Annotated in this window: 13 protein-coding genes; 3 read left to right on the top strand and 10 right to left on the bottom strand. The window is 60.6% G+C overall.

Annotation, left to right across the window (positions count from 1 at the left end; genetic code table 11):
- Positions 1–63: 63 nt before the first annotated feature.
- From QAZ47_RS14455 to QAZ47_RS14435, 5 genes are all read right to left on the bottom strand, one after another.
- Entirely contained in the window at positions 64–975 is a 912-nt protein-coding gene (locus QAZ47_RS14455) for a restriction endonuclease (RefSeq protein WP_278207425.1), read from the bottom strand.
- 4 nt (positions 976–979) lie between these two features.
- Complete coding sequence (locus tag QAZ47_RS14450; RefSeq protein WP_278207423.1) at positions 980–2,089, bottom strand: XRE family transcriptional regulator; 1,110 nt, start codon at positions 2,087–2,089, stop codon at positions 980–982.
- The gene (locus QAZ47_RS14445; protein ID WP_278207422.1) at positions 2,086–2,730 is read right to left on the bottom strand and encodes a hypothetical protein; all 645 of its coding nucleotides are present in this window, start codon (positions 2,728–2,730) and stop codon (positions 2,086–2,088) included. The genes QAZ47_RS14450 and QAZ47_RS14445 overlap by 4 nt, the downstream gene beginning before the upstream one ends.
- 141 nt (positions 2,731–2,871) lie before the next feature.
- Positions 2,872–3,333, bottom strand: coding sequence for an RES family NAD+ phosphorylase (locus QAZ47_RS14440; RefSeq protein WP_278207421.1), 462 nt, complete (start codon positions 3,331–3,333; stop codon positions 2,872–2,874).
- Positions 3,333–3,770: an antitoxin Xre/MbcA/ParS toxin-binding domain-containing protein gene (locus QAZ47_RS14435; RefSeq protein ID WP_278207420.1), complete on the bottom strand. Its 438-nt coding sequence runs from the start codon at positions 3,768–3,770 to the stop codon at positions 3,333–3,335. Before QAZ47_RS14435 ends, QAZ47_RS14440 begins: the two co-directional genes overlap by 1 nt.
- A 95-nt stretch (positions 3,771–3,865) precedes the next feature.
- On the opposite strand from QAZ47_RS14435, the gene QAZ47_RS14430 reads away from it, so the two are divergent.
- The 3 genes from QAZ47_RS14430 (at position 3,866) to QAZ47_RS14420 (ending at position 9,185) form a co-directional block, all read left to right on the top strand.
- Positions 3,866–4,477 (top strand): hypothetical protein, encoded by a 612-nt coding sequence (locus tag QAZ47_RS14430; RefSeq protein ID WP_278207419.1) that lies wholly within the window; start codon positions 3,866–3,868, stop codon positions 4,475–4,477.
- A gap of 122 nt (positions 4,478–4,599) precedes the next feature.
- Positions 4,600–5,484: an aminotransferase gene (locus tag QAZ47_RS14425; protein ID WP_347566944.1), complete on the top strand. Its 885-nt coding sequence runs from the start codon at positions 4,600–4,602 to the stop codon at positions 5,482–5,484.
- Entirely contained in the window at positions 5,481–9,185 is a 3,705-nt protein-coding gene (locus QAZ47_RS14420; protein WP_278207417.1) for a DEAD/DEAH box helicase, read from the top strand. The genes QAZ47_RS14425 and QAZ47_RS14420 overlap by 4 nt, the downstream gene beginning before the upstream one ends.
- Positions 9,186–9,210: 25 nt before the next feature.
- Here the strand turns inward: QAZ47_RS14420 and QAZ47_RS14415 are convergent, their stop codons facing one another.
- From QAZ47_RS14415 to QAZ47_RS14395, 5 genes are all read right to left on the bottom strand, one after another.
- Positions 9,211–9,825: an AAA family ATPase gene (locus QAZ47_RS14415; protein ID WP_278207416.1), complete on the bottom strand. Its 615-nt coding sequence runs from the start codon at positions 9,823–9,825 to the stop codon at positions 9,211–9,213.
- Positions 9,822–10,331 carry a 3'-5' exonuclease gene (locus tag QAZ47_RS14410; protein WP_278207415.1) on the bottom strand — a complete coding sequence of 170 codons (510 nt, stop codon included), beginning with the start codon at positions 10,329–10,331 and terminating at the stop codon, positions 9,822–9,824. The genes QAZ47_RS14415 and QAZ47_RS14410 overlap by 4 nt, the downstream gene beginning before the upstream one ends.
- Positions 10,332–10,402: 71 nt before the next feature.
- A complete protein-coding gene (locus tag QAZ47_RS14405) occupies positions 10,403–11,536 on the bottom strand; it encodes a radical SAM protein (RefSeq protein ID WP_278207414.1) in 1,134 nt (377 codons plus the stop codon).
- A gap of 123 nt (positions 11,537–11,659) precedes the next feature.
- A complete protein-coding gene (locus tag QAZ47_RS14400; RefSeq protein WP_278207413.1) occupies positions 11,660–12,352 on the bottom strand; it encodes an SMC-Scp complex subunit ScpB in 693 nt (230 codons plus the stop codon).
- A gap of 2 nt (positions 12,353–12,354) precedes the next feature.
- A complete protein-coding gene (locus QAZ47_RS14395; protein WP_278207412.1) occupies positions 12,355–13,311 on the bottom strand; it encodes a DUF1403 family protein in 957 nt (318 codons plus the stop codon).
- Between the last annotated feature and the right edge of the window lie 199 nt (positions 13,312–13,510).

Here is a 13,510-nt window from a genome sequence, read left to right as displayed (position 1 = left end):
CCAATGATGATGAGGTCTCGATGAAGGGAACATGTGACGAGCGGAGCCTTTCGCCCTTCTCATCTAGGCTCGCCTTAGGTTCAGGTCGCGCACCGGCACGAAGGCCCGGTTGGTTTCTGCTGCACGCCGGTCCTTGTGGCGCAATACCTCGGTTAGGCTCACGCGGCCATCCAGCACTTCATAAAGATCGAGGCCATCAACGCAGATCAGATTGGTCTGGCGGCCGCGCGCAAACGCTTCAAGCCCCTCCGCGGTAAAGCCGGAATTGCTCACAAACAGGCCGCGCGACCAGGATGCTTTTCCTCCAACCTTGCCAGAGAATGTCATCAGGTCGGCGAAGCCGATCTGCGGTCCGTGCCACTTTGCCTCGACAAGGTAGGTTTGCCCATCCAGTCGAAAACTCCCGTCAATTTGCTCGCCAACGAGCCGGAACGAGCCGCGCGGCGCCAACTCGAAGGCGCCGAAGAGTTCACTAAGGAAGCCCTCGAAACGCAGGCCGCGCTCTTGGGGATTTAGACGACCGATTTCGATTAGGAGTGAAGCGAGCACCTTGCTCCGCTCTACGCTGAGGGGGCCCGATTGCGGCTCGCGCCGTACCTCTGATGTGCCGCTCAGACTCTCAAGGAACGCGCGATCCAGCAGTTCGGGAATTTTGAACGAGACGCCCGGGAGCACGCTATTCAGCCGTTCGATCTCGGCACGGGTCAACGGATTGCCTTTGCCACGGCGATAGGTCATCGCTTGGCGCACAATCGACATGATCAGCTTCGTGAACAGGTGACGGCGTCGCTCTAGAGTAGCGGTGAGGAGTTGAACGATCGCCGGACGCTTGCTGCCGGGAACCCACAAGTCGCCGACGCCGGCCTGCGCGGCTGCCAGTGGAAACGCCGTGCGATTGTTTCCGCTTCCCGGCAAGAAGTCATAGAGGAGGTCTGCAAGATCTTCGATGGCCTGCGCCTCAGGAAAGCCCAGCATCGACTTACTCCCGCGAAGATACGACCGTTAACTCCGGCCGACGTTTCGGCGTGGGAGGACGGCCGGATCCGTTGAGACCGGTAAGGGCGAGACCGAAGACGAGCTCATCGACGTCCTCGGCATGCACATTCAGGGCGCAAGCAATATCGTGCTTCCCGATTCCGTCTTCCCGCAACGCTGCGAAGACCTTTTGAAGGATTTGCGAGACCTCCCGCGGCCCTTCGGCAGGCTCGGTCTTGCGATATCCGCGCGAGGCGATCTCAATGTAGAGTTTGCGGTAATGCCAATCTGTCAGCAAACCAAGCTTGTGCAGACGATATGTGATGGCAGCGAGCGAAACGCCCCAGATTTTCTTCAGTCGGATAAGATTGTCGATGGTCGGGAAACGAGGCGCGTGTGCACGAACGCTCGCTGCCGGCATTAGGAATGCCGAGGCGAAGGAATTGGCGTCCTGCTCCGCCTCTTGACCATTCGGCGCAGCATGGCGGTGCAGTACGAGATGTCCAAGCTCATGCGCCGCGTCGAAACGCCCATGCTCAGCGGACTTCAAAGTGTTGAGGAACACGAACGGACGATCCTGCCGCCACATAGAAAATGCATCGACCTCAACGGCGTCGATGGCGAGCGAGTAGACCCGCACGCCCTTCGCTTCCAAAAGGTGAACCATGTTCTTGATCGGCAGTTCGCCGAGGCCCCAAGCTCGCCGCACAGCTTCTGCGGCGCCCTCAGGACTGCCGTCACGCCCAAGATCGGGAACATCGGCGTGAGGAAGATCGAAACGCCCTTCGATCCATTCGTTGAGTAGCAACGCAATCGCGCCGCTCCCGAGCGCTGTGTCCCGCTGTGAGGCGGTCATCTTCGACATCGATCGGAAGCTGGCGGTATCGAATGCGGGCTCCTCGAGATCGTCGCCGAAAAAGAAGTTCTCGGGAAACTTAAGCACGCGCGCGATTCGGGTCAGCTTGTCCGCTTCCGGAGCGAATTCCCCGGTCTCATACGCGGAGACTGACCGCAGATCGACGCCCAGTGAGACGGCGAGCTTCGTTTTCGTTAAGCCACGGCGGCGCCGCGCCCATGTCAATCGAGACGAGTTAAAAATCTCGATGGTGCTCATGCCTTTCGCTTCACGTCGATATCCAGATCGGGCCCCTCCGGTGCGATAACCTCGATAATATCTCCATCGAGCGGGATCGAAGACAGGATCAACCGCTCTTTCCAGCGACTGATCCTGCCATCGGGCGACATCTCGAGAGGCAAGGACAATTCGCAGCGAATTTCGTCGTGTGCACGGTGGAGGAGTAAGAACCAGGTCAGCGGTCCATCGTCATCTGATGACGGAAGTTCCGGCACCGGCAAATCGAGTTCCAACTGGATTTGATTGACCGAGATCGCATCAGCTGTGCTGACGCCTTTGGGGGCCTTGTTGCTCGGGCTGGTATCAGGCCGGCCGGTTCCGGCGTCGCCGGTGGCAACACTGATTGCCATCGCGCCGTCGGGGCTGATCACAAGTGCATAGTTGCGCTCATCTGATCGCACCCAGCCCAAGGGCATAGTCGTCTCGCGCAATGCCGCCACCGCCTCCATCCAAGCTGCGATGCCGATTCCGAACGGCGGGTGGTTCGCCGTGAATCCACTCCAGGCTACATGCCAGCGGCGCGCAGCGTGCAGTAGGTTTTCTTCCGTCAGGCCGAGCCCCTGAAGACGCCCAATCACCTGATCGGGCTGCGACAGAACTAGCGGGGAAGGTGTCGTCATCGAATCCTCGAATCGCCCAAAGTTCCGCTTTTTCTGCCTCAGATGAGGGAGAAAAACAAGAAGTGCCCGCCGATTTCCATCACTATCACGACGAAGGCTCGCAAATGGGAGGATCAAGTCGTGTCTTGTGCGTCAACGCCTTCAAAACAGTCGGGGATCGAGTGAGAAGGGTTCCTGGCCAACGATTCGGACGTCGGCCGCAGCCGGATGGCTGTGATTTATTAACACATTTACGTCCGGTGAATTAGCTACCGGCACAATGGCCGAAGGTACGCGTAACAACAGGGTGGAGCGTCCCCCATGCCATTCGTCTCCCCTGTCTTGACTCCAGGCCTCGTGACGACGCCAGTTCGGCGGCAAATCCGGGAGTCTAATGTCCTTTATCGCTACCGAATCTGGCAGCTCATACGTGACCATGACAAGTTCCGGCAGGAGCGCCGGGTCCTCGACATGAACGAGCTTCTCGAGAACGCAGAGTGCAGGAGACGTCGCGCAGTAAGTGACCGCATGGCCGACAGTGTTCCAGCGTCCGTCAAAGTGAAGACCATAGCCGCCGTCGAGTGCCTGAGCATACTGTTTGCCCGACAAACGCCAGAGGAACATCAGGCAGCGGCGCCCCAAGCGATCTTGCCGAGGATGGTCTCGATGACACGCGCGCCGGCTTCGGTTTGCGCCACCACGAGCGGCGTCTCACCGCCGAGTTCGAGGAGCGGCCGACGAAGCCAGCGGTTCGCTTTCTCCTGATCAGCGAAGGTCTGCTCGGCCAGAGATTGGACTCGCAAGAGCCGGACAGCGCGATCCGACTCATCCACGGTCAATGGCTGCTGCTTGTCCGCGCGGTGACGGCGGGTGCGCTGCGGGATCACAAATGTCTCAATTTCCTGCTCGGACATTCCGGCCTGGCTAAGCCCCCGAAGGGCAGAGAGCGGTAGCCTATTGCGCACGGCCAAGGCCAGGTCGGCTTGCGAACGCACGACCCGGCCAAGCACGCTCTGGCCGCCGAGCTTTCGTGCGACTTCCTCGACGATAGCGATCGACATGACAGCCTCCTTGCTGCAAATGGCAACTTGCCATAAATATAGACGGCAGATTGCCGTTGATCAAGGACGGCGGGCGGTCAGGAGGTACCGAAAGCATGCTCGGGACGGTCGGCATATTGGCGTATGGATCGCTGATCGGCGATCCTGGTGACGAAATCGAGCCTTTCATCACCTCGCGCATTGCCAGTCAAACGCCATTTCCCGTGGAGTTCGCGCGGCAGAGTCGAACAAGAAAAGGGGCGCCAACGCTGGTCCCTAGCGAACTCGGCTGCCCGGTAAAAGCCGAGATACTCGTGGTCGAGCTCGATGCCAAAGAGGCGGCCGACCGCCTTTACCGAAGGGAACTACACGAAGTTGGATCGACCAAAAGCTATGCGCCACCAAAGCAGCCGACGCCCAACAGTATCATCATCGAGAGCCTAACGAATTTCGAAGGCATCGCGACGGTAATCTATACCCGAATCGGCGCGACCATTCTCCATCCGACAGCGACGAGCCTTGCCGAGATGGCCGTAGCCAGCGCCAGAGGGCTGAGCGATGGGACCGACGGCATCTCTTACCTCGATGATGCCGTCAAGGCCGGCGTGGAAACCCTGCTGACAAAAGACTATGTCGCCGAGATCCTGCGCCTGACTGGAGGGAATGATCTTAGGGATGCGAGCGCATACGAGATGGCCGGTATCAGGTGCAGCCGTGACCGTCAGTGACGTGCTTGATTTGGGGCGGATCGAGATTACGACGATCGGGCTGGGCGGACGAATATCCGATGCTGCATAATTACCCGCCGCCAATGCCTCTTCTTAATCGCTGGCTCCGAGGGGCCGCGCAGATGAACGGAAACTATGGACACCTGCTGTTCGAACAGGCGGTCGCAAATGACAACACTGTCGTCGAGGAGTTGCGCCCGTATTTCGAGTCCGCTCACCTCGACGCCCGGGAAGTCTTTCATCGTGCCGCCAGAATCGACCTCCATCCAGACGCGGATGGCCCAGGCGCGGATGCACAGTATCCGAGCTGCCTCCCAGCGACCGCGAAAAAAGGACTGTTCGGTGAGGTAATGGCCGGTCTGATGACCCAAGCTTATCGGTTCATCGGCGGCCACCAATGGACGATTCCTATCTTCCTGTTCCGGTACCATGCCGAAGTGGAGGCCTACATATTTGATCTGGCTCGCGACCCGGCTCGCGTTCGCGAGGTTTCCGGACGTCATGGGAATGACTTCATTGCGCTTGGAATTGATCCGGTCAGTGGTGAGGTCGTACGGTTCATTGCCGGGGAGGCGAAGTGGCGCGCTGCGCTCACGCCGAGTGCCATGAACGACATGATGCTTGGCAGCTGGACTGGCCCGGCAGGGGCGAGAGTGCGAAGCAACGACGGCGTTTGGAATGAAATGAACCGTGGCCTCCCGGCGCCACAAGGCCTTGAGCAAATGCACCGACTACTTTGCGAAAAGGCGCGCGATGAGTATGCAGAAGCGATCGTGTCTCTCGATCGGGCCCTGCTGATCGGGGCAGCACCTCTTCCTCGAACCGATCTGGTCTTCGTCGCCGGCAATCGGGCAGCGCGGAGAGGCGCGGGCCAAGCCTATCTTCCGGTGGCGGCGCCGCCGCCGGAATATACCGCTGGGCGGCCACTGCAGGTCGTCGAGCTGGTGCTTGAGGGCGGCGTCGAGCTCATCGAGCAAATCTATCGGTCTCTATGGAATAATCGATGATGGCTCGGCTCGACGAACAGCGTCGCGAACTGGCGATGAATATCCGCCTTGGCCGGGCCGCCGAAAACGAGCTGACGCCGGCACAGGCGCGTCTGTTCGTTCGAAGTCTGCAGAACTCTTGGCACGTGCCAACTATCGGGTGGGCCCAGAGCGAGTCACATGAGCAGTTCGACGATGCTCGTCGGCTGCTACATGCCGCAGGGATCTTCCGGGAGATAGAGGGACAAGGCTCAGTGGACGCGCTCGGATGCTACCGACGTGCCGCCGAGTTACTCGAATGGCTGGCACGATCGTCTGACTCAGTCACCCGCGACGTGCCCGTCGGGTTGCTTGCTGCCGGCGCCTATCAGTTGGCTGGCCTGCCCGCGATGGCGACAAGTCTGCTGCGTCAGGGGGGGTACGGTCGGGGTGTTGCAGAAATCTTCGCTGCGTTTTTGAGTACCGACTTTGACCGTCTGCTCGAGCGTTCTGCCGCATTCTGGAGAGACAACCCCGCGCTTACGGGGCGGGACGGCTCGGGCCCGCTCCTTGTAGCGGAGGACGAGGCGGACATTGAGAGCGACGAACCGGCCGAGGACGGCGTCGAGGTTGCTCGCGCGCCAGACGATCGGGACGCGGGCGCACCCGCGCCCCCCGCGAGCAAGATTGGCTGGTATGTCGTGGTCGAATTGGTGCGCGCTGTCGGTCTGATTGGCGACAGTCTCCGCAGAGGCAATAGTTCCCGGATCGAGCATGCGGCGAACAAACTGTCGGGCCTGAGCGCATTGGCGACACGCCTCGCCAGCGACGAATTATGGATACTGATCAATCTGATCGAGGCGACCGCAAAGCGGTATTCCGACAACAGCCTTCATGGCCGCGTCTCGCGACTGACGGCAAACGTACCGGGACTGCAAGCGCGGATGTGGAGGTTCGCGCGTGAGCAGTATGCTCGCGGTCGAGGTGTGTTGTGGACGTCGCAGATTCAAGGTCTCGAACGCCTCATCACGAGCAACAGCTTTGCACTCTGCACTCCGACCGGTTCAGGCAAGACTCTGGTTGCCAATCTGGCCCTCGTGAAGGAACTCCTTTTGGTTGACACACAACCAGGGGCCGCACCACTTGCGCTTTACCTAGTTCCCTCACGTGCGCTGGCGAGCGAGGTGGAAGCAAAGCTGACGGCAGAGTTGGGTAGCGACCTGATTGTGACAGGGCTCTACGGCGGTGCCGACTGGGGGATCACCGACTACTGGCTCACCGCTGACCGTCCAGTGGTACTGATCGCCACGGTCGAGAAGGCCGAGGCGTTGATGCGCTATGTGGGTCACCTGCTGGTCCAGCGGCTGCGACTGCTCATCCTTGACGAGGCACATCAGGTCGTCAGCGAGAATGACGCCAACGCGCAGGAGGCGCTCGCCGCCCACACCAGCCGAGCGATGCGACTGGAGGCAATGGTATCGCGACTATTCTCGGTGAAGCCGGGAATGGCGCGAATAGCCTTGACCGCGGTCGCTGGCGGCGCGGCGGGTCCCGTTGCTCGATGGATAGAGGGGCGTGCAGACGCCATGCCGGTTGGCTTGGGTTATCGCAGCAGCCGGCAGCTGATTGGCGGCCTGCGGGTAAATCCACGACGCGCGCCTGAAGCCGTCCTCGATATCGTGAATGGTCAGCCGCTCTATGTCCGAGGACGAGACGCGCCAGTCTACCTTCCGCTACGCCTCCCAGCCATGCCGCTTCCTGCAGCCGGTATTCGGAACAGCTTGCCGCACTACAACGAGTTGTATGTTTTGTGGACGGCGCTGCACCTGCTTGAGGGAAACCGGCGCGTTTTGATTTCGGTCGCTCAATCGCCGGAGCGCTTGATGAAACGCTATGTCGAGGCGTTTGACCTTCCCGGATGGCAAACTGTCCCGCCCTTCGTCCCGCCGATCGACGCCGAGGGGCAGGCGCGCTTTGAGGAAGCCCGTGCAGCTTGCATCGATTATTGTGGCCAGCAGTCGTTCGAACTCCGCCTGCTCGATCGCGGCATCGCGACGAGTCATGGTCAGATGCCACAGCGCCTGCGGCGGCTGATGACCGACCTTATCGATCGCAGGATCTGTCCGGTCACGATCGCCACGGCAACGCTGACGGAAGGAGTAAATCTGCCATTCGACATCATATTCCTGACCAGCCTGGAGCGTCGCAGCTACGACGCCCAAGCTCGTCAGCCGATCGTAGTGCCAATGTCGACTGCTGAGTTCCGCAACTTGGCGGGCCGTGCGGGTCGGCCGGGCGCAGCGGAGTCGATCGAGGGCATGACGCTGGTGGCGCTCCCGGAAGCTGTCTCGACCACCGCGCGCGGCCAGCGCAGAGAGCAATCGCGTCAAATCCGGCGAGCAGAGGCCGACTATAACAATCTGCTCGGCCGACTTCAGGCGGAGCAAGCGGCCGGTCCTGTGCACAGTCCGCTTGTCGTACTCCTGCGCTCCATCTGGCAAAAGGCTGCGGCGCAATCCGGACTTCGAACGGAAGAACAGTTTCTCTCCTGGCTGGAAGCGACACTGCCTGAAGGCGCCGGCGCCAATCTCGGCGTCGCATCGCGCATTCCGGCGGATCAGCTCGGCGACAGTCTTGACGAGCTGGACGGGTTCCTGCTCAGCGCGATCGAAGAACTCGCTCGGGCGGACCAGCAGGTTTTGGATGGGGCGCGAACCGAGGCGCTGTTGCAGGACCTGTGGCAACGAACATTCGCCCGCGTTGCCGCTGCCGAAGAGGCTTGGTTGGAACGAAGCTTCGTGAGGCGGGGACGGGCCTTTGTTGAGCGGCTCTACCCAAACACGGAGCAGCGTCAACGGCTGTACCAGTACGGCTTCACGCCTTATATCGGACGGCGCTTCGAACTTGTGGCACCTCAGCTGATCGCCGAGCTGCAAGGAGCAGTCGAGTATGGCGCGTGGCCAACAGAACAAAAATTCGCACTTTTCATCCGTCTCGGAGAGCGCGTCCGGGCGGAGCCCGGGATTGGCTTCCGCGTGCGAGACACCGTCAACGATCAAGCTTCGCTTGCGAATTGGCGCGGCATCATGGGCTGGTGGATGCAGCTACCCAGCTCTCAAGCCCCGGAGGCCGAGCGCTTACGCTCCTGGCAACGCTTTGTCGCTGACAACATCGAGTTTAAGCTGGGAGTTGCAGTTGGTGCAGCGGTGGCACGAGCCTGGGGCGAGAATGCGGCCGGTCTAGAAACGCCCACTCTCGATACATGGCGAGCGACGACCCGCTTGCCGTGGGTAGGTTTTTGGTTCCGCGAACTTCTGCGCTGGGGCACGCTCGATCCCTTCGTCGCATTCGCTCTCGCACAAGGGATAGCGCAGACCCGCGAGGAGGCGGCGGCGAGACGTTTGGCATTCGAAGCATGGCTCGCACAAGAAGGCTACGATCGTGGCGCTGAGACGCTGATCGATCCGCAACGGTTCCTTGAATGGCAAAGGACGCTCGTGAGGCAAGGAGATGCTGCAGAGGCCGTACGGGGAAGCGCAGCCCGGCTCACGGCAACGGACGGTCGGCGCGGGTCCTATGATGTGCGCCCTGTAGTCCGCGACGACGGCATCGAATGGATTGACGCCGCCGGCTATTCAGTTGCCCGAACGCAATACTCAGAAGCGCTACTGACGGCTCGCCCAGAGCGGCATGATTTCAGATTAAACGTTTGGCCGGCGCCAGAAGTGACTAGGACCTACTAAAATGGATGTGGCGGCGTTGGTGCTGTCACTCTGTGCAGCAATGGCAGGAGATCTGTGCCTGCGGGAGACTTTTGATGATCATGCCGTAAACAGTCTCCAGGAGCTCATCTGCATTTCCAGAGGTGAGACGAAGTGGCTGCAACCCAAATCTATCGGCGATCGCTGCGATGTGCTCGCCAGCCGCAATACGAAATGCTTGATTTTCATCTCGACCCTCGCCAAGGGGAATGCTTGGATCGAGTTCCGTAAGGAGAATGATGTCGTAGTCGCCAGCGTGAGCGGCGGCGATGGTCTGCAGCTCTTCGACTCGCCGAGGAGGAAGCGATCGGCCGGAAATCTGCAACGCAGCTTGAAGATAGCCCAGAGCGTCGAAGACCGGCCTGTCGATCAAGATAACATCTTCATTCAGAGAGGCTTCAGCTTCCAGCCTCATACCCTCTGCCATGATCCAGAGTGTACTTTCGAACGTGTGTTGGGTCAGAATCGGAAAGCCCCGGGCGCGGGCGCGCGCTGCAAGATCTTCGATTTGTCCGGTCTTGTACCCACCATCAGACAACCGAGACCTAAGCCTCTCCAGGAAAGTGGACTTTCCGGTCGAGTGTGTTCCTGCTACCCCGATTTTCACGACGGTTCGTGTCATAAGAAGCTGCTCTGTCGGCTAAAGAGGACATCGGCGTCGCGAAGGCAATCCTCGCGCGCGCTTTGCTCCAGTGGCATCAATAGGTCAGCAAAGATCAGCGCGGTAAGCATCGCATCAAAGAGGGCGGAATGATGCTTGCGGTTCGTTCGCCGGGCGGCCTCATCGATAAGCCCGAAGAATGAACCGAGCTTTTCCAAGCCATAGGAATCTAGGCCCGGTTTCAAGGACCGAGCCAGCTTGAGCGTATCTATCGCGGCGACCGGTTTCCACTCCGGAATCTCGCGCTGGATGGTCTCCAACTCGACACGGACATTGTGACCTATGATCCTCCCATTTTGAGTCCAAGTCAGAATTTCATCGGCTATGTCTGCAATCTCCGGCGCATCGGCGATGTCATCATCTGTAAGCCCATGGATCCTGGTCACCGCTGGTTGGATGGGCTGCGAAGGCTTCACCAGCCAATGGAATTGCTTTCCGGTCGGCACCAGCGCTGAGAGCTCTATCATGGCCAATTCCACGATCTCCGGGGGGGAGGCGCCGTTGCCTTCGACATCTATGACCCAATATCGGTCCGAACTCATTCCCAACCGACCTCCGCTCTGCCGTGACGATATGGTCGATGAGGTTGGGCGCGATCGTGCACTTGGTAGTTCAACGCGTGTTGGATGAAGTAGCGCTGATACTCGGTGCTGCCGCTCACCTCTACGGCCCGGTCCGTCACTAGAGCGTTGTCGGTTGGTAGGTTGACCATTTCCGCCAGTTTCCGCACCTCATCAATATCTGGGCGGCGATGCGCCTTGCCGCAGAGTGCTCGTTGGTCGTTGGGACAGATATCGCAGATCTCGCTTATCCCGAAATGACCGTTGTAATCCGCCGTTCCGTGGGCATATGCAACGCCACACGAGGTCTTGCGAAATATCGGGACACCTTCAAACGCGCGAAGCACGCGCCGCTCGACCGAGCTGGGAAGGATTTTGCGCCGAGCAACTTCCTGGTAAAGGTCAGGGATTCCGGCAGCCCGGAAATGTTCCCGGATTTCCTCCCTGAAAAACAAACCGGTAAAAACGGTCGCATCGGCATACTGCGCGAGTGCGCGCGCGTGCTGCAGATGGGCAAACGTATCGTTCAATCCCGCTATCAACGGCCGCCAATACAGCACGATTTTCGTTCGGCTGGCCGCGCTCCGCAAGACCTCAAGCGATCGTTCCGCGATGCGTGACGAGACGGGTTCGATCCTGTCGTTGTCGATCCCCGACCACGTCACCAGGATCGTCAGCTTGACATTCCTTAGCGTCTCCAGCCAAGCCACGTCCGAGGCATCGATTTCCCATCTGGTGATCACGAGCACCGGGTTTGAAAGACCACGATCATCGATCTGCTTCAAAGTGGCAAAGAGATGATCTTTGACACCGGGGAGAAATGGGTCTGTCGCCCGGTTGAATATCTGCAGAGGTGTTCGATGCGGCACGAACGCCCAATGACCGACCAGTTGCTCAACCGCCACCTCATCGTCCACGATCAGGTGAGGGCGTTTCATCTCGTAGTTTGCGAAGATGTGCCTGACGCAGTAGCCGCAATCCAAAGGACAGCCTACAATGTGATTAAGGCTCAGCCCGGATTTGCGGTAATCGATAATCTCTCGGAGTGCCGGGGGGAGATTACTGGGCGCAGAGCGCACTCTCTTTTGTCGAAGCCTTTCAAAAGCAATCACTCGAAGCACTCCCCTTTCCCGCTTCAGTACCGCCCGATACTGATCGTTTTGCAATAGGTGTTCTGTCCGCGATGAAAGATGGCGCCGATGGCTGTCATGCGCATCTGTTATCGGCGCTAACCGTCAGAAAAAAATATCGCTCTTATCCGACTGTGCTCCTATGAACCCCAGAGAGGTGTCTCCTGCCAGGAGCTTCTCCTTCGACAGCAGGCCCGCGTCCTCGAGCGCCTCAAAATCCGGCAACTGGCGCAGCGTGTCGAGCCCGAACTGCGACAGGAAGGTTTTGGTTGTCACATAGGTATAGGGCGCGCCGGGCTGCGGGCTGCGCGGCCCCGAGGCGATGAGGTCCTGGCCGCGCAGCACGCCGATCAGGTCGCGCGACACCTCCTTGCCGAAGAAGGAAGACAGCTCGCCACGCGTAATCGGCTGGAAATAGGCAATGCACATCAGCACGAGCGCCTCCGACTGCGTCAGCTCTTTTGTACCCTGCCCCGCCGGGGTGCCGAAGGCGGCGTGGATGGCGTCGCCAAAGAGTTTCTTGGTCCGGTGCTGCCAGCCGCCGGCGACGGAAACCAACTCGTAGGGGCGGCCGGCGAGCTCGGCGCGGATGTCGTCGATGACCAGGTCGAGATTGCAGTTTTTTCCCACCACCCGCGCCAGCACCTCGCGCGGCACAGGCTCGCTGGCGGCAAAGATCACCGCTTCCACGCGGCCCATCCATTCGCGCCAGCGCAGTTCCGGCGGCAGATGTTCCAGCTCGGTGTCCAGCAACGCCGGCTGATCGTCTATCTTGCGGCGGACGGAGGCTTGGCTCATCGCTACAGCCCAAACAGCCGGAAGGTCGGACGGCCGGAGAGCTCGCGCACGGCCTCGAGGTGCTGGAGGCGCTCGAACAGCCGCCGCGCCGCAAAGCGCGACAGGTTCTTTGTCACAAGCGATCCGGCCACGGCATCTTCATTCAGGAGCAAAACGATCACGTCGCCGGCGCCCTTGGCGCGCAGTTTTGGCGCCACCGCCAGCAGTTTTTCAGCGCGGCGCGACAACTCGGCCGCCAACCGACAAGCCTCGGCCGCTCCCTGAACCAGCGCGACGCAGACCGCGCGCTCAAAACCCTTTTGCCCGGGTCGGATGCGCGTGCCGCCGCCGGCCTCGGCGCGGAAGACCGGGCCAAAAGCCCGCGCTATCAACAGCGGCAACGGCCGCGGCCAGCGCAAGTCCCGCGCCAGCACCAGGTCGGCGAGCCACCAGGCAAACAGCTCGGCATCGGGCCGCATGGCGACGACGTGAGTGGCGATCGCCGCCGCCGCGAACGGCGCCGGGCGTTGGGAGCCCGCCAGTTGCTCGATCTGCGCGCAGAGGTCGGTGAGAGCCTCATTGTCCCAGGCGAGCCCGAGCATCTCGGCCACTTTTGCCAGCCGATCGGCGCTGACCGCCGGCGGCTGCAGCACCAACTGGCGCCAGGCGCCAAAAATGGTGCCGGCCGGACCCGGATCGGCGCCGGCCGGGCAAAGCTGCCAGGCATCGCGCAGCGCGGCTTCATCCTCGGCGCGGCCGGCGAGCCGCATCGAGGCGGCGGCACAGTTGAGCGCCAGCCGCTGGCGCCAGGCGCCGGCCCAAGCAGGTTGCGCGCGGGCAAGCGTGTCCAGCGAAGCCAGTGCGGCTCCCGCCTGGAAGGCGGCGGCCGCGTCACTGGGCGCGTCCCGGCCTAGCGCCCAGGCCGGAACGGTGGGCGGCGTGAGGACGGACGTAGCGATCGCTGGATCGAGGCGAATCATGCTTTCCAGGGTAAAGCGGCGGTGCGCTTTATGCCATCAATTTCGGCCAAAAACGCACAGCTTGTCGGCAAGACAAAACGAATGATAATGTTGCCTTATCAGTCGCTTAAGCCTTCATTACTTCCATCCCCATTAAATTGGCCGGCTAATCATTAAACTCTCGACGGAGCACCCTGCAGGCACATTTGGACGAAGATTC

The organism is Mesorhizobium sp. WSM4904 (assembly GCF_029674545.1).
Classification (GTDB): domain Bacteria; phylum Pseudomonadota; class Alphaproteobacteria; order Rhizobiales; family Rhizobiaceae; genus Mesorhizobium.
The sequence above is the reverse complement of the archived record's forward strand: the minus strand, read 5'-3'. Positions and strand labels throughout refer to the sequence as shown.

Excerpts from the sequence above, each read along its gene's own strand:
- QAZ47_RS14455 (WP_278207425.1), bottom strand. The coding sequence starts at position 975 with ATGCTGGGCTTTCCTGAGGCGCAGGCCATCGAAGATCTTGCAGACCTC.
- QAZ47_RS14400 (WP_278207413.1), bottom strand. The coding sequence starts at position 12,352 with ATGAGCCAAGCCTCCGTCCGCCGCAAGATAGACGATCAGCCGGCGTTG.
- QAZ47_RS14450 (WP_278207423.1), bottom strand. The coding sequence starts at position 2,089 with ATGAGCACCATCGAGATTTTTAACTCGTCTCGATTGACATGGGCGCGG.
- QAZ47_RS14435 (WP_278207420.1), bottom strand. The coding sequence starts at position 3,770 with ATGTCGATCGCTATCGTCGAGGAAGTCGCACGAAAGCTCGGCGGCCAG.
- QAZ47_RS14415 (WP_278207416.1), bottom strand. The coding sequence starts at position 9,825 with ATGACACGAACCGTCGTGAAAATCGGGGTAGCAGGAACACACTCGACC.
- QAZ47_RS14425 (WP_347566944.1), top strand. The coding sequence starts at position 4,600 with ATGAACGGAAACTATGGACACCTGCTGTTCGAACAGGCGGTCGCAAAT.
- QAZ47_RS14395 (WP_278207412.1), bottom strand. The coding sequence starts at position 13,311 with ATGATTCGCCTCGATCCAGCGATCGCTACGTCCGTCCTCACGCCGCCC.
- QAZ47_RS14445 (WP_278207422.1), bottom strand. The coding sequence starts at position 2,730 with ATGACGACACCTTCCCCGCTAGTTCTGTCGCAGCCCGATCAGGTGATT.
- QAZ47_RS14440 (WP_278207421.1), bottom strand. The coding sequence starts at position 3,333 with ATGTTCCTCTGGCGTTTGTCGGGCAAACAGTATGCTCAGGCACTCGAC.
- QAZ47_RS14420 (WP_278207417.1), top strand. The coding sequence starts at position 5,481 with ATGATGGCTCGGCTCGACGAACAGCGTCGCGAACTGGCGATGAATATC.
- QAZ47_RS14430 (WP_278207419.1), top strand. The coding sequence starts at position 3,866 with ATGCTCGGGACGGTCGGCATATTGGCGTATGGATCGCTGATCGGCGAT.
- QAZ47_RS14410 (WP_278207415.1), bottom strand. The coding sequence starts at position 10,331 with ATGATAGAGCTCTCAGCGCTGGTGCCGACCGGAAAGCAATTCCATTGG.